This is a genomic window from Streptomyces sp. NPDC057486 (genome assembly GCF_042802415.1).
In the GTDB taxonomy this organism is placed as follows: Bacteria; Actinomycetota; Actinomycetes; order Streptomycetales; family Streptomycetaceae; genus Streptomyces; species Streptomyces yanii.
Genome location: NZ_JBHVEE010000010.1, coordinates 40,308 through 66,739, shown reverse-complemented (window position 1 = coordinate 66,739; position 26,432 = coordinate 40,308). Strand labels below are relative to the sequence as shown.

26 protein-coding genes, 2 tRNA genes and 1 pseudogene are annotated in these 26,432 nt (G+C 69.2%); 10 read left to right on the top strand and 19 right to left on the bottom strand.

What is annotated here, in order from left to right; all coding sequences use genetic code 11:
* Positions 1-343 precede the first annotated feature (343 nt).
* A complete protein-coding gene (locus tag ACFU6I_RS07730; protein WP_376667478.1) occupies positions 344-715 on the top strand; it encodes a YybH family protein in 372 nt (123 codons plus the stop codon).
* A gap of 134 nt (positions 716-849) precedes the next feature.
* Here ACFU6I_RS07730 and ACFU6I_RS07725 read toward each other — a convergent pair whose 3' ends face one another.
* From ACFU6I_RS07725 to ACFU6I_RS07705, 5 genes are all read right to left on the bottom strand, one after another.
* On the bottom strand, positions 850-2,250 hold the full coding sequence (locus tag ACFU6I_RS07725) for an SDR family NAD(P)-dependent oxidoreductase (protein WP_384362778.1): 1,401 nt from the start codon (positions 2,248-2,250) through the stop codon (positions 850-852).
* 15 nt (positions 2,251-2,265) lie between these two features.
* Positions 2,266-2,338 (bottom strand) — tRNA-Ala (locus tag ACFU6I_RS07720).
* A gap of 16 nt (positions 2,339-2,354) precedes the next feature.
* Positions 2,355-2,426 (bottom strand) — tRNA-Gly (locus ACFU6I_RS07715).
* Between the two features lie 231 nt (positions 2,427-2,657).
* Positions 2,658-2,912 (bottom strand): WhiB family transcriptional regulator, encoded by a 255-nt coding sequence (locus tag ACFU6I_RS07710; protein WP_327243128.1) that lies wholly within the window; start codon positions 2,910-2,912, stop codon positions 2,658-2,660.
* A gap of 73 nt (positions 2,913-2,985) precedes the next feature.
* Positions 2,986-3,786: a VOC family protein gene (locus tag ACFU6I_RS07705; protein ID WP_384362776.1), complete on the bottom strand. Its 801-nt coding sequence runs from the start codon at positions 3,784-3,786 to the stop codon at positions 2,986-2,988.
* 279 nt (positions 3,787-4,065) lie between these two features.
* Here ACFU6I_RS07705 and ACFU6I_RS07700 point away from each other — a divergent pair, with 279 nt between their 5' ends.
* Both ACFU6I_RS07700 and ACFU6I_RS07695 read left to right on the top strand, forming a co-directional pair.
* Positions 4,066-4,929 (top strand): hypothetical protein, encoded by an 864-nt coding sequence (locus ACFU6I_RS07700; protein ID WP_384362774.1) that lies wholly within the window; start codon positions 4,066-4,068, stop codon positions 4,927-4,929.
* A gap of 458 nt (positions 4,930-5,387) precedes the next feature.
* The gene (locus ACFU6I_RS07695; protein ID WP_384362772.1) at positions 5,388-7,595 is read left to right on the top strand and encodes a DEAD/DEAH box helicase; all 2,208 of its coding nucleotides are present in this window, start codon (positions 5,388-5,390) and stop codon (positions 7,593-7,595) included.
* A gap of 30 nt (positions 7,596-7,625) precedes the next feature.
* Here ACFU6I_RS07695 and ACFU6I_RS07690 read toward each other — a convergent pair whose 3' ends face one another.
* From ACFU6I_RS07690 to ligD, 3 genes are all read right to left on the bottom strand, one after another.
* Entirely contained in the window at positions 7,626-8,639 is a 1,014-nt protein-coding gene (locus ACFU6I_RS07690; protein ID WP_384362770.1) for a multicopper oxidase domain-containing protein, read from the bottom strand.
* A gap of 359 nt (positions 8,640-8,998) precedes the next feature.
* On the bottom strand, positions 8,999-10,078 hold the full coding sequence (locus ACFU6I_RS07685; RefSeq protein ID WP_384362768.1) for an ABC transporter permease: 1,080 nt from the start codon (positions 10,076-10,078) through the stop codon (positions 8,999-9,001).
* The gene (gene ligD, locus ACFU6I_RS07680) at positions 10,075-11,097 is read right to left on the bottom strand and encodes a non-homologous end-joining DNA ligase (protein WP_384362766.1); all 1,023 of its coding nucleotides are present in this window, start codon (positions 11,095-11,097) and stop codon (positions 10,075-10,077) included. The genes ACFU6I_RS07685 and ligD overlap by 4 nt, the downstream gene beginning before the upstream one ends.
* 77 nt (positions 11,098-11,174) lie before the next feature.
* Between ligD and ACFU6I_RS07675 the strand changes: the two genes are divergently transcribed.
* Positions 11,175-12,236: an ATP-dependent DNA ligase gene (locus tag ACFU6I_RS07675; protein ID WP_384362764.1), complete on the top strand. Its 1,062-nt coding sequence runs from the start codon at positions 11,175-11,177 to the stop codon at positions 12,234-12,236.
* A 51-nt stretch (positions 12,237-12,287) separates the two neighbouring features.
* Here the strand turns inward: ACFU6I_RS07675 and ACFU6I_RS07670 are convergent, their stop codons facing one another.
* Entirely contained in the window at positions 12,288-13,307 is a 1,020-nt protein-coding gene (locus ACFU6I_RS07670) for an MASE1 domain-containing protein (protein ID WP_384362762.1), read from the bottom strand.
* 89 nt (positions 13,308-13,396) lie between these two features.
* On the bottom strand, positions 13,397-14,227 hold the full coding sequence (locus tag ACFU6I_RS07665) for a PP2C family protein-serine/threonine phosphatase (RefSeq protein WP_384362760.1): 831 nt from the start codon (positions 14,225-14,227) through the stop codon (positions 13,397-13,399).
* Between the two features lie 182 nt (positions 14,228-14,409).
* Between ACFU6I_RS07665 and ACFU6I_RS07660 the strand changes: the two genes are divergently transcribed.
* Entirely contained in the window at positions 14,410-14,742 is a 333-nt protein-coding gene (locus ACFU6I_RS07660) for a hypothetical protein (protein ID WP_384362758.1), read from the top strand.
* A 92-nt stretch (positions 14,743-14,834) separates the two neighbouring features.
* Here ACFU6I_RS07660 and ACFU6I_RS07655 read toward each other — a convergent pair whose 3' ends face one another.
* On the bottom strand, positions 14,835-16,385 hold the full coding sequence (locus tag ACFU6I_RS07655; protein ID WP_384362756.1) for a M20/M25/M40 family metallo-hydrolase: 1,551 nt from the start codon (positions 16,383-16,385) through the stop codon (positions 14,835-14,837).
* Between the two features lie 168 nt (positions 16,386-16,553).
* The gene (locus ACFU6I_RS07650) at positions 16,554-16,745 is read right to left on the bottom strand and encodes a hypothetical protein (RefSeq protein ID WP_384362878.1); all 192 of its coding nucleotides are present in this window, start codon (positions 16,743-16,745) and stop codon (positions 16,554-16,556) included.
* Between ACFU6I_RS07650 and ACFU6I_RS07645 the strand changes: the two are divergent.
* Positions 16,696-17,029: pseudogene (locus tag ACFU6I_RS07645) on the top strand (hypothetical protein); the annotation flags it as partial. The gene ACFU6I_RS07650 and the pseudogene ACFU6I_RS07645 overlap by 50 nt on opposite strands.
* Before the next feature lie 175 nt (positions 17,030-17,204).
* Entirely contained in the window at positions 17,205-17,468 is a 264-nt protein-coding gene (locus ACFU6I_RS07640) for a hypothetical protein (RefSeq protein WP_384362754.1), read from the top strand.
* Positions 17,469-18,320: 852 nt separating this feature from the next.
* Here the strand turns inward: ACFU6I_RS07640 and ACFU6I_RS07635 are convergent.
* Entirely contained in the window at positions 18,321-18,506 is a 186-nt protein-coding gene (locus ACFU6I_RS07635; RefSeq protein WP_345516289.1) for a CsbD family protein, read from the bottom strand.
* Positions 18,507-18,792: 286 nt separating this feature from the next.
* On the opposite strand from ACFU6I_RS07635, the gene ACFU6I_RS07630 reads away from it, so the two are divergent.
* A complete protein-coding gene (locus tag ACFU6I_RS07630) occupies positions 18,793-19,323 on the top strand; it encodes a hypothetical protein (RefSeq protein ID WP_384362752.1) in 531 nt (176 codons plus the stop codon).
* A 12-nt stretch (positions 19,324-19,335) separates the two neighbouring features.
* On the opposite strand, the gene ACFU6I_RS07625 is transcribed toward ACFU6I_RS07630, so the two are convergent.
* Positions 19,336-20,580: a cytochrome P450 gene (locus tag ACFU6I_RS07625; protein WP_384362750.1), complete on the bottom strand. Its 1,245-nt coding sequence runs from the start codon at positions 20,578-20,580 to the stop codon at positions 19,336-19,338.
* An 80-nt stretch (positions 20,581-20,660) separates the two neighbouring features.
* Here ACFU6I_RS07625 and ACFU6I_RS07620 point away from each other — a divergent pair, with 80 nt between their 5' ends.
* Positions 20,661-21,500, top strand: a complete 840-nt coding sequence (locus ACFU6I_RS07620) for a hypothetical protein (RefSeq protein WP_384362748.1) — start codon at positions 20,661-20,663, stop codon at positions 21,498-21,500.
* Between the two features lie 234 nt (positions 21,501-21,734).
* Here the strand turns inward: ACFU6I_RS07620 and ACFU6I_RS07615 are convergent, their stop codons facing one another.
* The 3 genes from ACFU6I_RS07615 to ACFU6I_RS07605 form a co-directional block, all read right to left on the bottom strand.
* Positions 21,735-22,886, bottom strand: coding sequence for a hypothetical protein (locus ACFU6I_RS07615; RefSeq protein ID WP_384362746.1), 1,152 nt, complete (start codon positions 22,884-22,886; stop codon positions 21,735-21,737).
* Between the two features lie 66 nt (positions 22,887-22,952).
* Positions 22,953-23,117, bottom strand: a complete 165-nt coding sequence (locus ACFU6I_RS07610) for a hypothetical protein (RefSeq protein WP_384362744.1) — start codon at positions 23,115-23,117, stop codon at positions 22,953-22,955.
* Positions 23,118-23,132: 15 nt separating this feature from the next.
* Entirely contained in the window at positions 23,133-23,678 is a 546-nt protein-coding gene (locus ACFU6I_RS07605; protein WP_384362742.1) for a DoxX family protein, read from the bottom strand.
* A gap of 473 nt (positions 23,679-24,151) precedes the next feature.
* Between ACFU6I_RS07605 and ACFU6I_RS07600 the strand changes: the two genes are divergently transcribed.
* On the top strand, positions 24,152-25,369 hold the full coding sequence (locus ACFU6I_RS07600; protein WP_384362740.1) for a hypothetical protein: 1,218 nt from the start codon (positions 24,152-24,154) through the stop codon (positions 25,367-25,369).
* 178 nt (positions 25,370-25,547) lie between these two features.
* Here the strand turns inward: ACFU6I_RS07600 and ACFU6I_RS07595 are convergent, their stop codons facing one another.
* Both ACFU6I_RS07595 and ACFU6I_RS07590 read right to left on the bottom strand, forming a co-directional pair.
* The gene (locus ACFU6I_RS07595; RefSeq protein ID WP_384362738.1) at positions 25,548-25,721 is read right to left on the bottom strand and encodes a hypothetical protein; all 174 of its coding nucleotides are present in this window, start codon (positions 25,719-25,721) and stop codon (positions 25,548-25,550) included.
* Positions 25,718-26,383 carry a FadR/GntR family transcriptional regulator gene (locus tag ACFU6I_RS07590; protein WP_384362736.1) on the bottom strand — a complete coding sequence of 222 codons (666 nt, stop codon included), beginning with the start codon at positions 26,381-26,383 and terminating at the stop codon, positions 25,718-25,720. Before ACFU6I_RS07590 ends, ACFU6I_RS07595 begins: the two co-directional genes overlap by 4 nt.
* Positions 26,384-26,432 lie beyond the last annotated feature (49 nt).

Sequence of the window (26,432 nt, the reverse complement as noted above, 5' to 3'; positions counted from 1 at the left end):
GCCTCCAGGCCGGGAGTCTGCGCCCGCCGGCCGCGGAGAAGTACGTGCGGGAACCGGCCCGGGCGCCCGTTGACTCATTCTCGACCGGTCGTCTACATTGAAATAGCCGACCGGTCGGCTAGCAATGCAACCACTTCAGTTTCGGGGACGGTCATCATGAGCTCCCAGGGCCAGGGCCGCAGTCGTCACCTGCGCCTCGCCGGATGGTCGTCGAAGCATACGGAACCCGGCCCGCCGACAACCGGCACAGGCTTGCGGCACGCGACGGCCGAACCTGCGGCCGGCGTCATGACCGGCCCGACCCAGCAGCCCTGAACTCATTCCACCCGACAGGAGAACCCTGATGAACAGCACGACAGACAGCGAAGCGATCCTGCGCGGTGTCCTCGACCAGTGGAAAGCAGCCGTCGACGGGCACGAACCGCAGCGGGTCGCCTCCCACTTCACCGAGGACGCGATCTTCCAGGGCCTGCGCCCCTACAGCGTCGGCCGGCAGGGCGTCGCCGACTACTACGATTCCCAGCCCCTCGGGCTGACGGCCGCGTATCGGATTCTCGAAACCAGGCGGCCCGCCGACGACCTCGTGCTCGGTTACCTGAGCGTCGACTTCTCGTTCACCGACCGTCCCACGCTCGGCGTCAATCTCGGCGTCCTGGTCAAGCGCGTGGAGGACGGCTGGTACATCAGTCACTACCAGGTGTCCCGCCTCGATTGATCACTGCCGGTCGGCCGGGTCGCCGAGGAACGGCGATGCCGACCTCCTCGATCGCGAGGGCCGGCCTGTCCGGTGGTGTATCAGTTGATCCCGGTCGTCGCCCTCCGGGGCCGCAGTGCGCGTGCGGCCACCCTTCACCATTCCGCTTCCCGGTAGTCCTTGAGGAAGACGCCCGAGACGGGCGACCCTGCCTCGCCACGCACGATCGGATCGTAGACGCGGGCGGCGCCGTCCACGATGTCGAGCGGGGTACGGAAGCCTCCGGCGGCGATCCGCTCCTTCTTCGGCACCGGGTTCTCGTCGGTGATCCAGCCGGTGTCGACGGCGCACATATGGACGCCCTGAGCGGCGAGTTCGGCGCCGCTGGTGCGAGTCAGCATATTGAGTGCTGCCTTCGCCATGTTGGTGTGCGGGTGGCCACCCGTCTTGTTCCGTACCGCGAACCGGCCCTCCACCGCCGTCACATTGATGATGTAGCGGCGCGGCCGCGGGGAAGCCAGCAGGAGCGGGAGCAGCCGGTCGCAGAGGAACGCGGGGGCCAGGGAGTTGACGAGCTGCGTCTCCAGGACTTCGGCGGGGTCCAGTTCACCGATCCGCGCGGACCAGGAGTTCACGGGCGCGGTGTCCGGCAGCAGGCCGGCCTCGTCGACGCCGGGAGGCAGCCCCACTCGGTCGACACCGTCCGGCAGTCCGGTCTGCTCGGCGTCGGGGAGCACCAGCCCCAGTGCGCTCGACGCGGAAGGTCCTGCGAGGGCGGTCATGGCCGCGTACCCGGGGGCGCGGAGCACACCGGCGGGCAGTGACCCGTACTCCCCCGCCGCCAGCAGCGCGTACGACCCGGGCGGGCGGCGAACGGTCTGGGCGGCGTTGTTGATCAGGATGTCGAGCGGCTCGCCCGTATCCCGCAACTGCTCGCACAGGCCGAGGACCTGGCGCGGGTCACGGAGGTCGACGGCGGCGACGGTGAGCCGGTTGAGCCACTTCGGGCTGTCGTGGACGGCCCGGAAGCGGCGCAGGGTGTCGTGCGGGAAGCGGGTGGTGACGACGAGTTCGGCGCCGTCCCTGAGCATCATGAGCGCCAGCTGGAAGCCGATCTTGACCCTGCCTCCGGTGAGCAGGGCCCGGCGTCCCGAAAGGTCGGTGGAGAGCGCGCGGCGGGACCTGTTCTCCGCCGCGCAGTCCGGGCAGAGCAGGTGGTAGAAGGCGTCGACCTGCCGGTACGGGGTCTTGCAGATGTAGCAGCGGCGGGCCCGCGCCAGTGTTCCCGCCGGACCGGCGGAAACCGCGCCGGGGTCCAGCGGGGCGTCCTCGCGCCGGTCGGCCGCGCCGGTCGCCGTCGCCGAGATCACGGCGGCGTCGGCCTCGGTCCGCCGCTCGCCGCGGATTCTGCGCCGTCCCAGCCGGCCGTCGCGGGCGAACGAGGAGGCGACCTGTTCCGCGCGGAGCCGGGCGGGGTCGTCGACGGGCAGTGCCCGGAGTCGGCCGACGAGGCGGTCGAAGGCTGCCAGTTCCTCGTCCGTGATGCCGCTCTCCATGGCTCCGCCCCCTCGTGGTCCCGACCGGATTCGAACCGGCGTCCTTCCGCATGCCATGCGGACGCGACTGCCTCTGCGCTACGGGGCCCCGAGGGGGCGACCTGCCAGGACGGCCGGATTCGAACCGGCGTACCCGCCTTGGCAAGGCGGTGCGCCTGCCTCTGCGCTACGTCCGGGCATTGGGGAGATCTTAACCATCTGTCACCCGCGCGGCGTCACGAATTATTTCGGCCGCCCGCCCGGCGACGGTGGGTGCGGCCGCGGGTGATGCGCGGCGCTCGGTCGGCACAGCCGGTCGATCCCGCCCCGACGACGACGTAGTTGCAGTCGCAGTCGCTCAACTCGGCCCTCTGGAGATGCGGCCCCAGGACTGCGGAGGGCTGAACTGCGGTACGGAACAAGGAGGTTCAGGCTCGGTCGCGCTCAACTCTGCGCAGCCGCTCCCGCTCCTTCTCCGAGAGTCCGCCCCAGACGCCGAACCGTTCGTCGTTGTCGAGGGCGTACTCCAGGCATGCCACCCGGCCCTCGCAGGCGTTGCACAGCTGCTTCGCCTCACGTGTGGAGCTGCCGGGGGCAGGGAAGAAGAACTCGGGTCCCGCTTGCGCGCAGAGCGCCGTCTCCTGCCAGGCGAGTGCGGGGTCGGTCACGGTGTTGATCAGCATGGCACACACAGTGCCCGGTCGCGATAAACGACTGATCAACGCCGCATCAATGCGTGGCCGGTGCGTCCTCCGGTCAGCTTTCCGACGCGTCGGAGCTCTTGATCACGGCGAACTGCGCCCCGTACGGATCGGCGACGTTGGCGAACTTGCCCACGCCTTCCATCTCCATCGGCTCCAGCGTCAGTTTGCCGCCCAGCCGCTCCACGTCCGCGACCGTGGCGTCGCAGTCGTCCACCTCGAAGTACGGCAGCCAGTGCGGACCCAGGACACCCTGGGTCGCAACGGCGTCGAGAGGTACGAGCCCGCCGAAATCGGCATGCTCACTGCCACCCTTGGTGCGGATCAGAGTGTAGGACCCGCCGCCGCCGGGGTACGCAACCTGATGGGTCTCCCACCCGAAGACTCTCCCGTAGAACGCGGCGGCCGCGGGCACGTCCGGGGTGTACAGCTCGGTCCAACAGAGCGAGCGCGGCACGCCCACCGCGCCCAGGCCGGTGTTCTTCTTCGGCTGCCAGGTCCCGAAGTACGCGCCGCCCCGGTCCGTGAAGCCGCCCATCCGACCGAAGTCGAGGACATCCATCGGCTGGAAGGGCACCGCGCCGCCGGCCTGCTCGACCGCCTTGGCGGTGGCATCGACGTCGGGGGTCTGGAAGTAGACCGACCAGGACGACTTCGCCTGCTCCGCGGTGACGGTCATGGCGCCCGCGACCGATTTCCCGTCCAGCATGAACATCCCGTACCCCCCGGTCTCGGGACCGCCGGGAACGAAGTCCCAGCCGAAGAGGCCCTGGTAAAAGGTGGTGGCCCGGTCGAGGTCGGGCGTGCCGAGATCGAGCCAGTTGGGGGATCCGGTGACAAAACCGGTGGTGAGCATGGTGCGCTCCTTCAGCGAGTCCCGCGTGTGCACTGCAGGGGTTTCTCCTGACCATCCGAGTCTGGCACCGGGCACGGACAACCGCAGACTGCGCAACGCTGGAAACCATTGCGCTGCGGCCCGGCCCTCATGGATGATCGGCGCATGACCATCAGAAAGGCTCATGCCTCGTAGGCGCCCTCTGCTCCGCCCCTCGGCCCACGCGCCGCCGGCACCTGCGCATGCCCCGCAGCCGCCCGGTTCACGTTCCGCGTTCCTGCTTTCCTGCCGAGGAGCACCATGGAGTCCACACCCCTGACCCCGTACGCCCGTCTGCCGCACACCTACCGGGGTCTGCACATGATGAGCAGCACCGTCGACGCGTACGGCCGCGCGCACTGGCTGCTGAGTGAGCGCAACCCCGGGCAAGGCACATCCGATCCGTACGAAGCCACAGTGGTCACCGCGGACGACGGCCGTGTGTACGAGACACACCTCGGCGCGGTGCAGCTGTACTGCCCCGCCTTCGACGCGCTCCCGGACGGCGGATTCGTACTGGCGGAGAAGCGCAGCACCGTCGACAGGCAGCACGTGCAGGTCTTCGACGCGCTGGGACGGTCGTCCTGGACATTCCGGATGGGCGACGCCATCGAGCATCTGATCGCCGACGAGGCGGGGGGTCTATGGGCGGGCTATTTCGATGAGGGGGTCTACGGCGATGATCCACTCAGCCATCCCGGTCTGCGCCGCTGGAGCAGCACCGGCGAGCCGCTCTGGTCGTTCCGCCCCGGCCCCGGGCTCATCGACATGTCGGACTGCGTGGCGTTGAACGTCGACGGCGGGACTGCCTGGGCCTGCCCGTACATGTACTACCCGCTGATCGAGGTGCTCGGCGACGGGACCGTACACGTGCGCCCCACATCGGTGCGCGGTGTGCGCGGTCTCGCGGTGAACGGCGAACGGGTCGCCTTCCTGACCGGCAACGGGAGGCTGGAACACGGCCGGATCGCCGAGACGGCTGTCGAGGCGGAAGAGCGCGGGACGCTGCTGGCCCGGCCGGACGGCCGCGTGCCGGGCCGGAACGCGGTGGTCTGCCGTGGCTCCCGGATCTATCTGCGGGAGCGCAAAGGCACGGACTGGTCGGTGTTCGACCTCGGCGACTAGTGCCTTGACCGGCAATGTTTGCGACGGGGCAAAGCTTGCCGGGAGGGATCCCAGGGCGTGTGTCGGAAGTCCGCCCCTCGTATGTATCGCGGTCGGCGGGGTCCTACTTGGTGATCCGTCAGCGGACGAGGTGTTCGCTCACGGCCGGGTGCGTACGGCACAGCCCCCGCCGGCCAAGCGGACTGTCCGCCCGCCCCCGCCGCGCCCCCGGTGCCGGAAGCACGGTCTCCGCCCGGAGGCGCGCACCGAGTGGTTCCTGGTGCAGGCACGGTCCTGCGCCAAGGCACTGGAGGTCCTGCTGCCGCCCTCGGCCGAACGCCGTCCGCCCGCGTCCTGACCGCGCACCGGGGCGCTCGCTCCGCCGGGCCCGCACCGCCATCGGCCCATGGCACGATATGTCTCACTCGGGCAGCTGCCGGGCAAGGCGGCAGCGGGGCTGCGCGGACAGAGGAACGCACATGACAGAGGCCGGGGAGACCGGTACCGGGGCGAGGGACACCGGGGCGCCGACGGGGAAGGCGGCCCGGGAGCTGATCGCAGAGGCCGAGCGGCTGCTCGACGCGGCGCGTGCCGTGCTGGCCGACCACACCCGCGCGACCGATGCCATACACGCTGCCCTTGCCCCGGTCCTCGACTCCCTGATCCACCGTGAGCTGGCCGCGATCCCGGTCTCCCGGCTCAAGGACGTCACCGAGGGCCGACTGCGCCTCGGCGCGGTCGAGCAGGCCGGCTATACGACGGTCGGTCAGGTCCATGAGGCCAATCGGTACGAGCTCCGCCAGATCCCCGGCGTCGGTGCGCAGACCGCCGATCAGGCGCTCGCCGCCGCGGGCCAGATCGCGCACGCGGTCCGGGACACGGTCGCCGTCCGGATCGACGTCGAGGCACCCGACGAGTCCACGACCGCCCTCGTCATGGCGTTGCACCGGTTGGTCGAGGCGGGTCCGGACGTCCGGCGGGCCGTGGACGCGGCGCGCCGGCTCTTCGGGCAGCTGGAGCCGCTGCTCACCGAGGCCGAACCGGCCCGCGGTCGGTTGCGCATGCTGTTCGCCCGTCGGCAGGCCCGCACGGCGGCGCTCACTGCCGTCTCCTCTGTCCGGACCGTGGTCGCGGAGGCGACGGAGCGCGGGCTTCCGCTGTTGTTCGGGCAGGTGTCGGTCGATCTGCTGCGCACCCCGGAGTCGGACCTCGCTGCGTGGGTCGACTTCGAGCTGCGGTCCGCCGAGTACTACAGCCTGCTCGCCGAGATGTCGGGCACGCACCCCGACCGGGACGCCGCCGAGGGGTTCCTCCCGTCGGGGATCGCCGACCGGGTACGCGGGCTGCGGCTCGACGATGCGCATCTGAGGGTCTCGCTGCGGGGCTACCAGTCGTTCGGGGCGCGCTTCGCGCTCGCTCAGAAGCGGGTGATCCTCGGCGACGAGATGGGGCTCGGGAAGACCGTGCAGGCGATCGCCGCGATCGCGCACCTCTCGGCACGGGGCGAGACGCACTTCCTGGTGGTCTGTCCGGCAAGCGTGCTGATCAACTGGGTGCGGGAGCTCCGGACCCGGTCCACCCTGCGGGTGCTGCCGGTGCACGGCCCCGAGCGGCAGGAGGCGTTCGCCGATTGGCGCGAGCGCGGCGGGGTCGCCCTCACCACCTTCGATGCCCTGCACACCCTCCCGGCCGCCCGGGACGGCGGGAAGCGGCCCGGCATGCTCGTCGTCGACGAGGCGCACTACGTCAAGAACCCCGCCACCCGCCGCTCGCGCGCGGTCTCCGGCTGGGCGGGACGCACCGAACGGGTGCTGTTCCTGACCGGTACGCCGATGGAGAACCGGGTCGAGGAGTTCCGCAGTCTGGTCCGCCATCTCCAGCCCGAACTCGCACCGTCGATCAGGACCACCCACGGGCTCGCCGGGTCGCACGCCTTCCGCCGCGCCGTCGCGCCCGCCTATCTGCGGCGCAACCAGGAGGATGTGCTGACCGAACTCCCGGCGCTGGTGCAGGTCGACGAGTGGGAGGAATTCAGCGAGGCCGATCTCGACGCCTACCGGGAGGCGGTCGCCGCCGGACAGTTCATGCGGATGCGCCGGGCCGCTTACGCCCGCCCGGAGACCTCCGCAAAGCTGAACCGGCTGCGCGAGCTGGTCACGGAGGCCGCAGGCAACGGGCTCAAGGTCGTCGTGTTCTCCTACTTCCGCGAGGTGCTCACCACGGTCGGGGAGGCCCTGGACAGCGGGGTGTTCGGGCCGGTCTCCGGCAACGTCCCGGCCGCCCGGCGGCAGGAGCTGATCGACGAGTTCAGCACGGTGGACGGCCACGCGGTCCTGCTGAGCCAGATCCAGGCCGGGGGCGTCGGGCTGAACATGCAGGCCGCGTCGGTTGTCATCCTCTGCGAGCCGCAGATCAAGCCGACCATGGAGCACCAGGCCGTGGCCCGCGCCCACCGGATGGGACAGATACGCACGGTCCAGGTGCACCGGCTGCTCGCGACGGACAGCGTCGACCAGCGAATGCTGGACATCCTGGCCCGCAAGGAGCAACTGTTCGACGCGTACGCGCGACGCAGCGACGTCGCCGAGACGACGCCGGACGCCGTGGACGTGTCGGACGGAAGCCTGGCCAGGCGCATCGTCGAGGAGGAACAACTGCGCCTGGCGACGGGGCCGACGGAGCCCTGACCGGGTTCGTCCGGCCTCGGTCCGTCGGCCTCAGGTCCTGTCGGTCGTCACCTTGTCGTTCATCGGTGTGTCGGCCTTCATGTCATGCATGGCATGGGGGTCGTGGCCGGGGACCGTGCCGTCCGCCTTGGCGACCAGCAGCAGTCCGGCCATACCCATGTCGGAATGGCTCTGCACATGGCAGTGGTACATCCAGGCACCCGCGCCCACGTGTTCGCCCGCGATGACCTGGAAGCCGAAGGAGTCCGCCGGGCCGACGATCTTTGTGTCGATCACGCGGCTGGGGTCGTCGGGCCCGGTGAGCAGTCCGGTGCGGTTGTCCGCCCAGCGATGACCGTGGATGTGGAACGTGTGGTAGAACTCGCCGTGCGTGATCATGACCACTTCGAGCCGGTCGCCCACGGTGGCTTCGAAGTTGGGGCTGTCGTGGGCCGCTCTGTTGTTGATCGTCATGTCGTTGAAGACAATCGTGATGGTCCTGTCCGGCAGGATGTCGCCCTTGCGCCGGACGATCACGGGGCCGTACAGCCCCTTGCGGATGCCGCCCGTGCCGTGGTCCGTCCCGACGGCATGGTCGTGATAGTGCCAGTAGCCCGCGCTGCCGGGCTGCCACGTGCCGTCCTTTCGGCGGCCCGGCGCGTGGGTGCGCCAGGTGTACGTACGCGTGCCGCCCGGCTCGACGATGCTGTTGTTCATCCGGGTGCCGTCGCTCGCGATGTCGTAGTCGACGCCGTGCACGTGCAGGCCGGCTGCCACATCCATCGTGTTCTCGAACTCGATGTGCAGGGTGTCGCCCTCGTTGATCTCGATGAGCGGACCGGGGACCGACGCCTTGCCCTTCTCAAAGCCGTACCCCATCCGCCCGTCCGCCACATTCTCGGCGTACAGCTTGAGATGACGGATCACGCCTCCCGCCGGGGCGGTCCTCGGCGGGGGCTCCGCCGAGTTGGCTTCGACCGATCCGAGCGACAACGATGTCACGCCGCTCGCGGCCGCGATCCCACCCCCCACCAGGAACCGGCGGTTGAAGCTCCTGCGATCCATGTCGAACTCCCCACTGCTGGACGGGTGTTACGGAGACTTACGGAGACCGTCGGGGCACAGGTCGCTCCCGGGACGGCCATACCGCAGCCCGGGGATCTTCCTTTGTTCACACTAAGAACAAGGTTCGCTCCACCCCGCAATAGCCATGGGCGAGTCGCGAAATGAGGTCTGGCTTCGTCGGCTGTTGCAGTGACTCCACGCTGTTGCAGTGACCAAAGAAGGATGGTCGACCACATGCAGCCGCACACCACATCACAGGTCCGTACGGGGACGCACACTCGCGGTGCTCGGGCTCAACGCCGACGGGACGATCACCAGCTCCACCGCGGCGGACGGCACGGGCATGCGCTCGGGGAAGGTCAGGAGGCCGTGACCGCATGCTGAGCCATGCGGCCACGGCCTCCGGGGTGCCGGTGGCGCCATACCCAGAACACCGTGCAGGAGACCAGTGACCAGCAGGCGAGCACCAGGTAGGGGAAGATCCGCTGGTGCCCCTGGTAATAGACGGCGGCGTGCTGGGCGTTGACCGAAGCGCCAGGGGGGAGCCAGCGGCCGATGAAGCCCAGCACCGACGGCAGCAGCGGCCAGGACACCGCTCCGCCGGAGGACGGGTTGCCGAGCAGCACCATCAGTCCCCAGGTGGGGATCATCGCCCAACGCCCCATCAGGGTGTTGAACATGGTGAAGACCATGCCCGTGGTGAACATCGTGAAGGCGAGGATCATCCACGACTGGACGAACGGCAGATCGACGGAGCCGAGCAGCCAGTCCACCACGGCAGCGATCGCGAAACCGCCGAGCAGCGCGTACGCGACGGTGAAACCGATCCGCTCCAGCGGTTCCAGCCCCTTGGCGTGCACGCTCAGCTGGATGGCGCCGACGAAGCCGATGACGACCGCGGCGAGCGAGATGTAGAAGAGAGCAAGGCCTCGGGGATCACCGCGTTGCAGTGGTTTCACATCGGTGACCTTGACCGGCACATGGGTCGCTTCCGCCACCTTCAGTGCGGACTCCGCGAGCAACTGGGCGACCGAGGCTCCGGACGCGCTCGCGACATCGAGGGCGACCCCGCCGTTCGCGGACCGCAGGACGGCGAAGACCTTCTGCTCCTCCAGTGCGGTGCGGGCCTCGGCCTCGGTGGCGTACTCGCGCAGCACCAGCGAGGTGTCGAGCGCGACCTCCAGCCGGGCGAGGAAGGCCTTGTCGCGCAGCGAGTCGAGGCCGCCGATCGCAGCGGCCGGGATGTTGCGCGGGGTCGGATTGGCCATCGCGTACGTGTAGGACCCGGCGAAGAGACCGGCCGCCGCCGCGATGATGAACAGCAGCACGACGGCGGGCAGATACGGGGACTCCTTGAACGCCGCCCAGCTGTCACCGCGGGTCCGGGGGCGGGCGTGTTCCCCGTGCGGCGTGACGGGCTCCAGGTCGGGCGCGCTCATGCCTCCCCGTCCTCGTCGCGCCGGGCGCGGCTCGGCTGGACCCGCTTGGGTTCGCCGGGCATCTTCGGGTACTCCGGCGGGTAGGGCATGTCGCCGAGCCCGCGCTCCCGCTCGTCCCGGTCCGCCAGTTCCAGCAGCCGGTCGAGCCGGAAGGCGTGGTCGTCCATGTCCGCGTGCACGTCGCCGACCTCCGTGTACCGCTTCGGCATGCTGCGGATGTCGAAGTCCTGCGGCTCGGCGTCGTCGATCTCGTCCCATCGCAACGGCGCCGAGACCAGGGCGTGCGGGTGAGGTCGTACGGAATAGGCGGAGGCGATCGTCCGGTCGCGGGCGGTCTGGTTGTAGTCGACGAAGATGCGTTCACCGCGCTCCTCCTTCCACCACGCGCTGGTCACCCGGTCCGGCATCCGGCGTTCGAGTTCGCGCCCGGCCGCGATCGCCGCGCGACGGACGTCGGTGAAGGTCCAGCGGGGTTCGACGGGGACGAAGACGTGGATGCCACGGCCGCCGGAGGTCTTGGGCCAGCCGCGCAGACCGTGGTCGTCGAGGACGACGCGCAGCTCATGGGCGGCGGTGACCGCGTCGGCGTAGTCCGTGCCGGGCTGCGGGTCGAGGTCGATGCGGAGCTCGTCCGGGTGGTCGGTGTCGGCCTTCCGCACCGGCCAGGGGTGGAAGGTGAGTGTGCCGAGGTTGGCCGCCCACAGGACGGCGGCGAGTTCGGTGGGGCAGATCTCGTCGGCGGGCCGGCCGCTGGGGAAGGTGATGCGGGCGGTGGGAATCCAGTCGGGGAGGTTCTTCGGGGCGCGCTTCTGGTAGAAGAAGTCGCCGTCGACACCGTCGACGAAGCGCTGGAGTGTGGTCGGCCGGTCCCGCAGGGCGCGCGTGATCCCGGCGCCCACGGAGAGGAAGTACTCGGCGACGTCCCTCTTCGTGTAGCCCTTCTCCGGGAAGTACACCTTGTCGGGGTTGGACAGCCGTACCGCCCGTCCGTCTGCATCCAGCTCCACCGCAGCGCCCATGGGGCCACGGTAGGCCGAGAGCTCGCATATGCCGCATATCGGGAGTCGTGTCGAGGTATCCGGGCAAGAATCGGTCCATGGATCTGCCAGTGATGCCGCCCGTGAAGCCGATGCTCGCCAAGTCCGTGTCCCGGATCCCGCCGGGCATGCAGTACGAGGCCAAATGGGACGGCTTCCGGGCGATCGTGCACCGCGACGGCGACGAGGTGGTGATCGGCAGCCGCACCGGCAAGCCGCTCACCCGGTACTTCCCCGAGCTGGTCACGGCGGTCCGGGAGAATCTGCCGCCGCGCTGTGTGATCGACGGTGAGATCGTCGTCGCGTACGACGGGAAACTGGACTTCGACCGGCTCAGCGAACGCATCCATCCGGCCGGTTCACGGGTGCGTCTGCTCGCCGAGCAGACGCCGGCCAGTCTGGTCGCCTTCGACATCCTCGCGGTGGGCGACGACTCGCTGCTCTCCACCCGGCAGGAGGACCGCCGAGCCGTCCTGGAAGCGACGCTGTCCGGCGCCTCGGCCCCCGTCCATCTCGCCCCCGCGACCACCGACCCCACCGTCGCCCAGGAGTGGTTCGAACGGTACGAGGGTGCTGGGCTCGACGGTGTCGTCGCCAAGCCGCTGGATCTGCCGTACCGCCCGGACGTCCGCGTCATGTACAAGATCAAGCACGAGCGGACCGCCGACTGTGTGGTGGCGGGATACCGCTTCCACAAGAGCGGACCGGTCGTCGGCTCGATGCTCCTCGGCCTGTTCGACTCCGAGGGCGTCCTGCAGCACGTCGGGGTCTGCGCGGCGTTCTCCATGAAGCGCCGCGAGGAGCTGGTCGCCGAGCTGGAACCGTTGCGGACGGAGTTCGCCGACCATCCGTGGGCGGCGTGGGTGGATGCCGCCGCGCACGAGACCGTCCGGCTGCCCGGTACCCCGAGCCGCTGGTCCGGGAAGAAGGACCAGTCATGGGTGGCGCTGCGTCCGGAGCGGGTGTGCGAAGTCGGTTACGACCACATGGAGGGCGACCGGTTCCGGCACACGGCCCAGTTCCGCCGGTGGCGGCCGGACCGCACACCCGGGAGCTGCACCTACGCACAGCTGGAAGAAGTGGTGCGGTACGACCTGGCCGAGGTGCTGTCAGCCCGCTGATGCCGCGCCCGACGGGGCGGTGCGACGGGGCAAACCTTTCCGGTCGCAGCACTAGCGATCGTCGGCACGGCCGTCCGGGTCGTCGGTGTCGTCGGACGTCAGCCACTGGTCGGTGACCGGGTGGTCCGGCATGGCTGCCACCATGTCGGTGAGCCGCGCGCAGAGACGCTTGATCTCGTCGTGGGTGCGGTTTCGCTCGGTGATGACCGCCGCGAGCAGCAGCGCGGTCAGTGCCGTGGCGCCGTTGAAGGCCTGGAGCGTGACCATATTGGTGAAGAGGTCCTCATGGGCGAAAGGACCGGCGCCGCGACCTGCGGCCAGAATCGCCAGCGTGGAGACTCCGAGCGCACACGACGCGGCGCCGGCGCGTTCGAAGCGGAACGCGGCCCAGATCAGGAACGGGAAGACAAGGAAGAGCAGGGTGACACTGCTGCCGCCCGTCACCAGGAGCGTGATCGCAAGGGTGCCGAGCAACAGGGCTGCCGCTTCGGCCCACCGCCGGAGTGCCACACCCCGAGGCCACCGCGCCCCGCGAAGGACGAGCAGAAACGGTGCAACGACCAGCACACCCATGGCGTCGCCCGTCCACCACACCGACCAGGTGGACCAGAAATCGCCTGCGGGCAGGGCGCCGGAAAGCACCAGGACGCTGCTGCCCACGGTCGCACTGATGAGCATCCCACCCAGGGCACCGATGAAGACCAGCGCCAGCGCGTCGCGCAGCCGGTCCAGGTCGCTGTGGAACCCCGCACGCCGCAGCATCAGGTAGGAGCAGACCGGCGCGATCGTGTTTCCCACCATGATGACCAGAACGGTGAGAGCCGTCGGCCCGATGAACACGTTCGCCAGAAACGCCCCGATCGCAATGCCCGGCCAGACCCGGAGTCCGAAGACGAGCAGACCGGCCAGGGCAATGCCGGTAGGGGGCCAGAGCGGCGTGACTTGTCCGCGCACCAATTGTTCGAGCAGGCCCAGCCGGGCGGCACCGTAGTAGACGGCTGCGACAGCGAGGGCCAGGAGAGTCGCGACGCCCTTGCGCCGAAGCTCCGGATTGGTCACCACGGCAGTCATCAGACACCACCTGGAAGGGCGCTACCGGCCAGGACGCGCCGGGAGTCGCCTCGGTCGTTGCAGTGCGGGGCATGCCTCGCGGGCCATGGCTACCCTGCGCCGGGGAGGCCGGCATATCGAACGACGAGGACGGCGGCATCGTCGCAGTGGCCCGTCAGATCGGCCACCTTCACCACTTCACGAGCCAGCTCGTCGGGGTCGCCGTCGTAACCGCTGCACACCCGCCGCACCACCTCCTCCAGCCCTTTCTCGATCGGGTAGGTCGGCCCTTCCACCACCCCGTCGGTGACCATGACCAACGATCCCGGCTCCTCCAGCCGCCGTCGCGTCACCGGATAGATCTCCCCGGGGAGAATTCCGAGGGGCGGGCCGCCGCTGTCGAGGATGATGCCGGAGTGACCGGCGGACGTGGCCCAGACCATCGGAATGTGGCCTGCCCGGGAGATGGCGAGCGCGCCGCTGAGCGGGTCGAAGGTCAGGAAGCAGCAGGTCGCGAAAAGGCCGCAGCCCATGGAAATGAGCAGATCATTGGCGCGGCTCAGCACCTCGCCCGGATCGGTCGTGGCGCAGGCGAGGGCCCTCAGGCTGGTGCGGGCCTGTCCCATGAAGGCAATGGCTTCCACGTCGTGACCCTGCACGTCGCCGATGGCGATCCCGACCACCCCGTTCGTCATCGGAAAGGCGTCGTACCAGTCGCCCCCGACATCGAGACCGTCATGCGAAGGGGTGTAGCGAGCCGCGATGGCCAGGCGGGGCAGCTGCGGAAGCTGGGGCGGGAGCAGATGGCGCTGCAATGCCTCGGCCAGTTCCACACGCGCCCTCTGGACCCTGATCCGCTCCAGCGCCTCGTCGACAAGACGCCCGAGGGTGAGCAGGGCTTCCTGGGCGCTGTCGGGATGGGTGGTGCGGTGTCGGCGCATGGCCCCTCCGGGGGCGTTCCTACATGACCCCTATACCACCTTAGTTCTCTTCGCACCGGGGGGCCGGACCACTGCAAGACGGTGCAGGAACCCGGACGGGATGGGGTCTCGCGGCTTGGTGCCGGGCGTCGTCGGCACGGTCGGCGCGCAGGGGGTGGAAGGTTCCCCCCTGAATACAGGTGGTGCCCTGGCTCAAGGTGATCGCGTTCCCGGGGCCGGAGAGGGAAGCGGTGAAAGGAGTGCCGTTGATCTTCACATCAAAGAGGCGTAGAGATCGCCTGAAGGAGACCGTGGAATATGTTGTCCTCGCGGTACCGGAACCGATATCTCCCATGGAGGTCGCCCTGCAGCTTCTCCACAAGGGGGTCGCCTCCGGGCGGGAAACGATTCAGGATGCCCAGTCGAGTGAGATCACAAGGAGCAGGAACCCGGTTCCTGGATTGATCGAACGAGGTGACGGTGATGCTCAGGATGGCCGGCTTGCGGCCGCAGATGCGGTCAGCACACCCGACTGAGCATCACCACCACTGCTCGACCCAGCAGCACGCCGCAAGCCGCAGAAGGGATCCGCGCGGCTGACGGCGCACGCCCGCTGGAGATCGGATCGTCAGCTGAGGAATCGGGAGAATGTCCGGTACATGAACGCGGTCCCCTGCCTCAGCGCCTCGACGTAGATCCGTTCGTCGTTTCCGTGCATCGTGATGAGCTGGTCGTTGTCGAGTACGTATGGATAGACCCCGTATCCGGGGATGCCGCGCTCGCGCCACGGCGCCAGGCTGGTGCCTGCTTCGAACAGGGCCGGTGCGAACACCGCGTTGGGGTAGGTCTCGCTCGCGGCGCCGGCGAGAGCGCGGAACAGCGGAGTGTCGATGTCGGCGGGCGCCGTCGCCCACCTCTCGTCGAGCTCGTCGAGATACTGCTCCTCGGTCCTGCCCGCCGGGGCAGCAAGCGTCACCCGGATGCCGCGACGGGCTGTCATCTCGCGGACCTGGGCGAGGAACTCGCGAGGCTTCTGACCACCGGGGATGCCACGGCAGTTGAGTCGGACATGCGCCGAGGACGGGATCACGTTCTCCTTGTAGCCGGAGTCCTCGATGACGAACGCATGCGTGGTCCGGAGCAGGGCACGGTGCAGCCACGGGTAGGAGGACTTCGACACAACGACGCGCGCGGCCCGTTCCCGTGCGTTCTGGCTGCGTGCGGAGAGCATGAGCTTGATGGCGCGTGCGAACTCCGCGTCGTCGGTTGCCTTTGCCAGCGCCGCGAAGTACTCGCGCGTCACCTCGGTGAGGTGCACCGGCGCGAGCCAGCTGCCGAGTTCGGCGACCGCTCTGGACAAAGTCACGATCGCGGAGTCCGGGTTGGGCTTGGAGGAGTGCGTGGCGGTGCCGTCGGCGGTCAGGTCCAGGTTGAAGTAGACCTTGTCCTGCCGGGTGGCGGTGATCAGCATCGGGGTGGTCCTGTCCTTTTGTGCCAGGAACCAGCCACCCTCGGTGAGGACCATGCCGGCGTTCACCTTGCTCCAGTGGTTGGCTGCCAGCCAACCCGACCCGAACGAGCCGGCCTCCTCGTCGCAGTCGGTAAGCACGATGATGTCGCGCTCGAACCGGGACCCCTCGGAGATGTGCCTCAGCAGAGCACTGATCGTCGCGGAGTTGGCACCTTTCATGTCGAGGGCACCACGGCCGTACACCTCCCCGTTGCGCACCGTGCCGGAGAACGGATCGACGGACCACGCCTCCCGTTCGACCGGCACCACGTCGGAGTGGCCAAGCATCAGCAGCGGCGCAGCGGAACTGGATCCGGGGATACGCGCGATAAGGTGCACGTTGTCCGGCTGAGGGGTATCGATGATCTCCGCGGGCACCCCGGCGTTCTCCCACACCGCCTTGAGCATCTCGGCGTGGGCGCGGGTGTTCGCACCCTTCCCGTAGTTTTGTGTGTCGTGGGACAGCATCCGCTGGAGCAGGTCGAGCGGGTCCTTGTCCGCTTCCGGCACCGCGGTGGCGGCGGCCGCGGGGCTCAGGGTGGCGCCGGTGAACAGGCTGATGCTCCCGAGGCCGGTGGCGCCGAGGGCGGCGACGCCCACTCCGCCAAGGAAGGTGCGGCGACCGAGCGGCACTCGGGTCACGGCGGTCACGTCACGTGAGTCGTCCATGTTCTCCTCCTTGTTGCGGGGGTGGCTGTGTGAGAGGTTCGCGATCAACCCGGTTCAGGGGCAATGCGTGAGGGGCGTCGCAGTCGATGAGCGGTCTTTAATCTGCGACGAACGGCGTCGGGTGCGGTTCGGTTCGAGGGACCTGGTGACCAGGCGTTTCGGCTCGCTTCAGTCCGGTACGCCCTTGGGCGGTAAGGGAGTTGGCACCAGTGCGTCGGCGTCGACGTCCGCCGCGGCGCGCTGGACCGGCTCGATCGCCTGCCGCTCACCGATCCGGGTTCCGGTGGCGCGCTCGATCGTGGCCTGCCCGTCGACACCGGTCCCCCTCGGCCGGCTCGCCCGGCTCGACCTCGCGCCCATCGCGGAGATCAGCGCAACCGGCGCGGCTGATCAAGACACCGCGAATACGGCTCGAAACCCGCGGCACCGCCGCCCAGATGGGCGAGCTGCTCGACGTACGCCCGCAGACGGTCCGTTATCCGATGCGCAATCCGGAGACCATCTTCGGCGAGCAACCCGTCGAGCCCGAGTCGCGGTTCTCGACCGAGGCAGTGCTGCGTGCGCTGCAGATGCGCACCCGCAGCAACGACGCGCCCCTCCGATCGACGCAGCGCGGATTCCGACCGAGCACGTACCTCACGTGAAGTCAACTTACCTACGGGTAAGGGGAAATAGCCGGTCACTCTCAAACGGTTGCCAGACGGAGACGTTCTCAATGAGAAACCCGGAACTGCTTCCCGTTACATAAGGAGGAGTCGACCGCCCAACCGGCGGCCGCGGAGCACCACCTCCTGGTCAACCATCCGAGAGGGAACCCCCATGACCGCCTCACACCTCCTCGTCCCCGTGCCGATCCCGGACCGGGTCGCCGAACTGATCGGGTCCTGCATCCCCCGGCGCATCGTGCAGGCGGAGTTCGACGCCGAGTGCGCCGCCCGGGAGGTCCGCAGATTCCGCGGCCCCCGGCTCGGCATCGAGGACCAGGCGGATCGCGAGCAGGCCTTGTCCGAACTGGCCCGGGCGAACAAGGTCCTGGCCGCCCACCATCCCCGGCTGGCGGTGCGCCCCGGCAGCTCCTGGTGACTCACCCGCATCCCGCCCGCTCCGCACCGCCCTTACGGAGGGACGGCACACCCCATACCCTACTCAAGAGTAGGTTCACTTCGGAGCGAGGAACCGGCGTGGCCGACAGCAGCAGTTCCGCCCGGAGGACGCTGGACAGTTCCAGGCGCTCATCCGCTGGAAGATCACCGCGGACGACGGCCGGGGCGACGAGGTTTTCGAGACCTCCGTCTCCGGCGGCGCCCCTCCCGGCAAGCTCTGCCCCGTACGACGCTCGCGATGGGTCCGTCGGAGTCCCTCAAGCTCTCCTCCGGCAACGGCAATCCCGCGACCGTGTTCATGATGCGCAAGCTGTGGCCGATGATGCAGGTACGGCCTCGGGGCCGACCCGCGGCGCCAAGATCTACACGATCTTCGAGGGCACCGGCGAGATCCAGCGCCCCAGTGATCGCGCGGGCGACCTCCGGACGGCACATCCACTGAGAACGGGGTCGTCAGCGCCCCGCGGCGGACCGTACGGATGCAGGGCGAGGATCTTCACCTCGAAGCACATGCCACCCCGGGCACCACACCTCCGCGGACGCCTCCGGAGACCGGCCCGGCAGCCGAGCACGCCCGAGCCCCCCGCCCGTGCGGGCGGGGGGCTCTCTGCGGGCGCGATGCCTGGGGCCTCTCGTCTGGATCCGGCCGGGCTCGCGGGGTCCGGCACGCACATCTGCCGCGTTGTCCTCGGTCGACGACGCTCCGCTCCTCGCTCCAGCCTCATCCAAACGAAGAACCCTGGTGCCCCCTCCCGGCAGGCTTTGCCCCGTCGCACCGTCCAGCACGCACCGGACGACGCTCCTGACGGGGCAAACATGGCCGGTCACAGCACTAGTCGTGCTTGAGGGAGTCCTTCACACCCTTCACGCTTTCGCCCGCGTGGTGCACGGCACCTTTGACCTGACCCTTGGCCTGGTCCGTCTTGCCTTCGACCTTCTTGCTTCGGTCGCCGGTCATCTTGCCCATGGCTTCCTTGGCCTTGCCCTTGGCCTTGTCCTTGGCGCTTCCGCTTGTCACTGCAGCTCCTTGGATCGTACGGATTGTGCCTGCCCAACGTAGGACACATCCACCCATATCGCCTGCCGTGAGATGGGCGACCTTCGATTCCGCCGCCCCGAACCCGTTGTGGCACCTGCCGAACCGTAAAGGCAGCCATGCACCCGCTCCGGCCGCCCATCAGCGCCGATCGAGACGCCGTAAGGGGTGGCCGGGTGAGACGCGAAACCCTACGATCGCATGCGGCCGGCGCACGGGGGGCGACGTCGGCCACACCATCGCATGCGTGCCCCCCGAGGGAGATTCCATGCGACCAACCACCCTTCGCTCGCTGGCAGTCGTCACGACACTCGCCTCGGTACTGCTGGGTGCCGCGCCCGCCTCCGCCGAGACCGCAGCACCCGGGAAGGACGGCTGGGTGCCCGCCCCCACCCCATCGTTCGACTATCCGGCCGGAGCCCGCTGCGACTTCCCCATCCACACCGAACCGATCGTCGACGAGGTCGTGAAGAAGGTACTGGTCGTCCATCCGGACGAATCCCCCTCGAAGATCGCCTTCAAGGGCGATCTGGTCGTCCGGGTCACCAACACCGACACCGGCGCCCACTACGACGCCGATGCCGGTGGCAGCGCGATCGTCGACATCCACACCGACCGCTCGCAGCTCTGGCACGTGGTCGGACCGGTGCTCGTCGGCGTGGGTGAGAACAACGGCAATCTGCCACGCGGCGAATACCGCATCGACGGCGTCTACACCCTCGCCATCAGCTCCACCGGGTACAGAACACTGAATATGTTCAACGGGTCCACGGACGACGTCTGTTCGCGCATCGGCTGAGGGTCGCTCCGGTCAACCGGAGGCGGGGCTGAACCGTACCGGCAGCAGTTGCGGACCCCTGGTGAAGACGCCCAGTTCAGCGGGCGTGAATCCGTCCGCGAGCCGCAGGTCGGGCATCGCGTCCAGCAGCTGGTTGACCGCGGTCTCCACCTCCGCCCTGGCCAGCAGCGCCCCGACACAGAAGTGCCGGCCGAGCGCGAACGCCAGATGGTCGGCGGCGGCCGAGAACGCGTCGGTGCTGGTCAGGTCCGTACGGAAGAGGTCGAACCGGTCGGGTTCGTGGTAGCGGGACTCGTCCCGGTTGGCGGAGCCGATCAGACACGTGACGGTGGCACCGGCCGGGACCGTACCGCCGCTGAGCTCCACCTCGGTGGCCGCCTGACGCATGATCATATGGACCGGCGGGGTGTAACGCAGCGTCTCGGCGAACGCCCGGTCGATGAGGCTGCGGTCCTCCCGTACCGCCGCGAGCTGCTCCGGATGGGTCAGCAGGTTGGCGAAGACCGAGGCGATGGCCTTGTCCGTGGTCTCGCCGCCCGCCGCGAGCAGCAGGCTGCAGAACGCCTTGATGTCCTCGTCGCTCATCCGTACGCCGTCGACCTCGGCGGCACAGAGCGCGGAGAGCAGATCGTCGCCGGGCGCGTCCCGGCGCTGCTGGATGACGGGGATCATGTACGCGGCGAATTCCTGGCGGGTCCGCTCGCCTGCCGCAGTGACCTCCGGGTCCCCGGCGAGGTTGCCGAGGAAGGCGATGACGGTGGTGTACCAAGCGTGAAAGCGGTCGTGGTCCGCGCGGTCCAGCCCGAGCATGTCGGCGATGACGAGGACCGGGAAGCGGGTGGCGAACCCTCCGACGAGATCGGCCTCGCCGGTGTGCCGGAAGGTGTCGATCAGTTCGCGCGCGTTGCGTTCGATGACCGGCAGGAACTTCTCCTGGAGGCCGGCACCACGGAAGGCGGGGGCGACCAGGGCCCGGCGCACCGCGTGCTCACGCCCGCTGAGCTGCAAGATCGTCCGGCCGTGCACCGGTTCGATCTGCCAGTCGTAGTTGTCGGTGGTGAACTCTCCCGCCTTGTCCTTGAAGACCCGCTCGACGTCCTCGTACCGGGAGACGAGGTAACTGTCCGTGGCCTCGTGGTGGATCAGCGGGGCACTCTCCCTCATGGTTCGGTAGGCCCCGTAGGGGTCGGCGGCGAAGGCGGGCGAGAGAATGTCGGGCAGTGGCGACACGTGCGACTCCTGTGGGGCAGAGATCATGATGCTCCAACGTGGTGAACCGGCAACGCCATCAAGGTTATTGATCCGCTGTCCGCCCCCATACCCCCTGGGAGAACGTCATGCACGCCGGTCCGCGCCCGTCCGTCCTCTTCGTCACCGACCTCGCGTATCCGGCGCGCGGCCGCCGCTACTGCGACGAGGACATCTTTCTCACCTCGCGGCTGCGCGAGGAATTCGATGTCGCGCTCTGTCATCCGCGCGACGCGGCCGCGCTGCTCGACGGCTTCGACGCCGTCGTTGTCCGCAACAGCGGCCCGGTGCTGCACTACCAGGAGGCGTACGACGCGTTCTGCGCCCGTGCCCGCGAGCGGAAGGTGCCGGTGTACAACCCGCTGACCGGGCGCGGTGACATGGCGGGCAAGCAGTATCTCGTCGATCTGAGCGCCGCGAAGTACCCGGTGATCGCGACCGTGGACCGGGCGGGCGATCTGGGGCTGCTGCCCGGGGCGGCCGAGTATGTGATCAAGCCGAAGCTGGGCGCGGACTCGGTCGGGCTGCGCTTCGTCACGCCCGACGCGCTCGCGGCCGAGGTGGGCGCCGAGCCGGACGGCAGCGTGCTCGTCCAACCGAGGATCGACTTCCGCTACGAGGTGTCCTTCTTCTTCATCGACCGCGACTTCCAGTACGCGCTCTACGCACCGGACCCCGAGCAGCGCTGGGTACTGGAACCGTACGAGCCGACGACGGCGGATCTGGACTTCGCCCGCCGGTTCGTGGAGTGGAACGACCTCGCGCACGGCATCCAGCGCGTCGACGCGTGCCGGACGGCGGACGGTGACCTGCTGCTCGTCGAGCTGGAAGACCTCAATCCGTATCTCTCGCTGGACCGGGTGACGGACGAGGTGCGAGAGGCGTTCGTGGCCCGGATGAAGACGTCGGTACGGGCCCTGCTGCACTGACCCGTCCGATCCAGGCGGACCCGGACCGTCTCCGGTGCCCGGCCGGAGACGGTCGAGGAACGGCTCTGGATCACCACGGCGCCCGGCCCGACAGCTGGGCGTCATCCGTGCCTGATGCGCGCTGCCCGACCGGCACGGGACGTCACCCGCGGCGGCCACTGCGTAGCCATCACCTCTCCGGTGTCCGCGGCGCGATCGGGCAGAAGGCGCCACTCCGGTACCGAGCTGCTCGCGTCATTCCGTGGTCGGGCGGTGCCGGCCGGAGGCCCAGGCGTGGCTGGTGGCGACGATGGACGTGACGATGTCGAGTTCGGCTTCGTCCCGAGGCCCGTGGACAAGCACCATGCCCGGAGCGAGCCGGACTCCGGCGAGCGGATGTGCCACGGCCCAGCCGTGCGCGACCGCGTCGGCAGCCAGGTGCACAGGCAGCGCGACATGCAGCGAACCGTCGGGGTCCGGGTGCAGGTGGGCGAACTCCCCGGCATGCGGTACGAGGAACGCGTCGTCGGGTCCGGCCTGCGGCGCTGTGACCATGAATCCACGCGCGCCCGGGACGGAGAGGGCGGACTGACGGCTGTGTATGCCCGGTAGCGCGCTCAGCCGGGCGAACAGCTTCTCCTGCACTTCGACAGGTGCGTTGTCGGTACGTTGCCGCTGAGGAATCGTCGTACTGACGTCGGGACGCGGACCGGCCCGGTCCGGAAGGTCCCCGGACAACGTCTCCCAATGAGCCGGCGCAGGTACCGGCCCTCCGTGCCGGGCGAGGAAGGCTGCCCGCTCGACCAGCCAGCCTGCCAGGGCCGCCAGTGCGTCACGGGCGATTGCATGGCCGACCTGGTCACGCCGGGAGATCGCAGGTGCCCCCGACTCGACGGTCAGGTAATGCCATGTCCGGTCGAGCAGCTCGCGGGGAATGACCTGGTCGTGATCGCCTTGTGCGACGAAGACGGGCACTCCGGCGAGCCGTGCGGCATCGGTGGGAACCCCTGCCTCGAACGGCAACGTTCCGTACAGGATCGCCGCACCGGCGAACCGCCCGGGATCATCCAGCAGAAGACCTCCCGCGAAGGCGGCTCCGCCGCTGAAGCCGACGAGAATGACCGGGCGACCCGGCGGGGCGACGCCGTCGAGCCACAGCCGGAACCAGTCCATGGTGGCCCGAAGCGACTCCGCGACGGGACGGCCGATGCCACGGTTGGCGAACCAGGCGAAGCCGCCGTGTTCAGCGATGGGAGCGCGCACCGCCGCGTAGGAAAGGCCACGGGGCAAAGCGTCCGCCAGCCCGATGATCTCGGTCTCACGCGAGCCGCGGCCGTGCAACAGAACGACCAGTGGCCCCTCCGCGTCTCCTCGGGTCACCACAACGGGTGTGTCGAAACGGCTCACCACGCGCCTCCCGTGTCAGTGCCGTGGGTCGGTGTCGCAGGATTGGTGCTCACGAATGCTGTCCCTTCAGGCGGTGGGGCCGAGCAGTGCCCGGCCGGTCCGCCGGGGCCGGTTGTTGCCGGCGGCGGGTGAGATGGTGAAAAGGCCCGGCTCGTGATCCGTGTCCTGGGCCGCCCGTCGGGGCAGCTCGTGCTCGACGACGAAGCCGAGGCCGTTGCTGGAGAAGTGCACAGCGAACGACTGTGGTCAGTTACGGATGAGCAGCACGAGAGCGGCGATCACAACGGCAAGCACCAGGGCCGCGACGCCGTATCCAAGCCGATGGGTCCGCAGCCCGGGGAGAAAACGGTCGACGGCGAACCTGCCCGGCCCGGTGAGGGCCAGCCCGGCCGCACCTGCGGACAGCAGGACTTCGTACTCGACACCCGTCGGCGCGAAGAAACCGCCGCCCCACTTGACTGCGAGCGCATTGATCATTGTGCCGAGCACGGCCGCGCCCGCGAGCGGCGTGAGCAGCCCGAGCACAAGGCCGAGTCCGCCGAGGACTTCACTGAGTCCGGCAATCAGCGCCATGGTTTCGCCGGAAGGATAGCCACTCATGGTGAAGAACTGACCAAAGCCTTCAAGCCCGCCACCACCGAACCAGCCGAAGAGCTTCTGCGCGCCGTGGGCGGCCACTGTCAGACCGAGGACCAGGCGCAGGAGCAGCAGCCCCACATCGTAGGCATGCAGAGAGGGGCCCTGCGCGCGAGCGTCGGAGGAGGAGGGGGTGGTGTGCAGGATGGAGGTCATTTTTACACGTGCCCTTCTGCAGGGAGTAGAAGTTGAACTTTCAAGCGTTAGGGCAAGCCTACCTGTTGCGTGAAACTTCAAGCAACTTGTCCCTCGTCACGCCGACCTCCCGAACTTCGCTCCTGATCCCGGCAGGCTGCCGCCGGTACACCCGGTTGTCCCGCGTTCTCCTCGTCGCCGACGCGAGGAGCGCTGCGTCCGCCGGCGTGCGCCGGACCCGGAATCGGGCAGGACGGTCACGGTGACGCCCTACGGCGAGGACAACCGGTGGCGTAATGTGCCCACGGTCACCGACACCACCGCAACGCATCTCTTCCTCGACGGTCAGGAGCCCGTCGACCCATCGGTCCGGACCACCAGTGCGTCTCAGCGGCCACCGGCGGCCGGTACGTGGCGCGTGTCGACGACGCGCACATCCATTACGGGGTGCCGGCTGTCACGTATGTACTCGCGAGACAGTGATGAGGGAGCCTATGAGGGGCGGGATCGGGGACGTCGTCCGCGGGGGCATGTGCCTGCTGCTGGCCGCCGTGCTGCTGGGGGCGGCCTGGCCGCTCTGGCAGCAGGCCGAACGGCTGCGCGCCGACGACGTGGACTTCGCGAAGGTGGCGGTGATCGAGGACGGGCACCCCTCCGACCAGCTGAAGGTGTGTGGGGACCGCTACCGCAATCCGTACTGCATGCAGCGGGAACGCGTCACCGTGCGGGACACCGACTACGAACTCAAGCGCGCGTCCACGGTGTACACGCTGGTGCTGACCCGGGCGGACAAGCGCGCGATGGAGCTGCGCTACCGCGACCACCGCTCGCACGAGGAGCGGGACTCGGTGTACGGACGGGCACGGGCCGGGGAGCCGGTGACTCTGTTGTGGTGGCGCGGATCGGTACGGATGATCCAGGCCGGTGAGGGCGTCGACACCGCCACCGTGCGCACCGGCCACTACCCGGGACGGCTCTTCAGCGGGCCCGCCGCCCTGACCTCCGTGCTGTGCGGGATCGGCCTCGGGCCGCTGTGGGCGGCGCTGTGGCTGCTGCTGCGCGGGCGGCGCAATCCGCTGACGATGGCCTGGCAGTGGCTGGCGCCGGCGCTCGCACTGGGGGCCGCGGGCGGCGTCGGCGCGCTGGTGGCGCTGATCGCGCCGCGGCCCGAAGCGGTGGTGCGGGGCTTCGCGGTGGCGGCGGTGGCACTGCTGGTACCGACCCTGCTGTGGCTGCGGTGGTGGACGCGGACGCGGCTGCCGCGCAAGTGCGAGGTGGAGCCGGTCGAACCGGTCGAGGTGCACGCGGTGGACGGCGCCGTCGCGGGAACGGGCCCGTGGAAGCTGGACATCAAGGGCCCGCTGTACGTGGGGCCCGGGGTGCTGGGCACGACTCCCGACCCCTGCGCGAAGGTGGCGTTGAAGCCGCTGCCGGGCCCGCTGCGGGTGCTCGCCGTACGGCCGCCGTTCCGCAGTGATCCGCGGGCGGTGCGGCGGTACTCGATCACCCCCTACACGGACGAGGAAGCGCGCGCGAGACAGCCGAAGGGCCGGTACCAGAAGGTGGGATCAGAGGCGACCTATCCGCTGGTCGCCGTCTGCGAGGTACTGGACGGGCCGGGGCGTGGCTCGCGGGTGCTGATAGGGGCGCCGGAGCAGGACATGCCCGAGGTGCTGGGAGCCATCGCCGCGCACGCGCGGCGATGGCGCTGAGTCAGTACGTCGGCAGCGCCTGTGGCGTCCGCTCGTCGCGCACGCGCGAGGGTGACCGACGGCACACGCCCCGGCCACGTCGATGGCGTGGGCGCTGCCGACGACCGCCCGGGGTCCACGGTTCGAACCAGTCGGGCGATCGCGGGGGCGCGATCCCCGTCGGCCGAGGCCGGCAGCATCATCGCGCGCCGGTGCCGCACCGGACTGGCGCTGCCCCGCCGCACGATCTGCTGTCACTGCCGACCGGACCGAAAACATCGCGGACACCCCGGCCACCGGACAGGTCGCCCAGTGCCTCGTCCATGGTGACGACCAGGTCGGCGTTGTGGATCAGCAGATCGGTTGTGGTCACGCTTCCCCGTCGGCGTAGTCGTCCAGGATGGACAACGCCGCGGCGGTCGCGGCGATCGGATCGCCGGCGAGTACGGCCTCGAACAGCGCGGTGTGGAACGGGTCGTCGCCCGCGTCGTCCATGCACTGATTGGCCTTGACGGTCTCCCACAGGGCGTCGCTCATGTTCCGGTAGAGGTCACCCAGTAGCCAGTTGTGGGAAGCCTCGGCGATGTACAGGTGGAAGTCGACGTCGGCGTCGGTGAAGGCGTCCAGGTCGGCCGCCCGGCCTGCGGCAGCGCGACGTTCCATGGCCTCCCGCAGCTTGTCCAGATCCTCCTCGGTGCGCATGGTCGCGGCCAGTCGGGCCGCGACGATGTCCAGGCCCCGCCTGACGTCGAGAATATCGGCGGTCTCGGCCCGGCCGAGGTGGCGACGGAGCGCGACCTGGCCCTCGTCCGTGGCGGTCACGTAAGTGCCGTCACCCTGACGGGCGGTCAGCAGCCCGGCGTGAATGAGCACGCGGACAGCCTCGCGGATCGAGAGCCGGCTTACGCCCAGAGTCTCGGCGAGTTGGCTCTCCGGGGGGATCCGGTCACCAACCTGCCAGGCGCCCCGGGAGATTTCCCTTCGCAGTTCGATGATCAAGGTGTCGACGATCGACACTCGTCCAACTGGCTTCACCCAAGCCTCTTCTCAGTCCTCTGATGACCTGATAACTATATGAACCCCC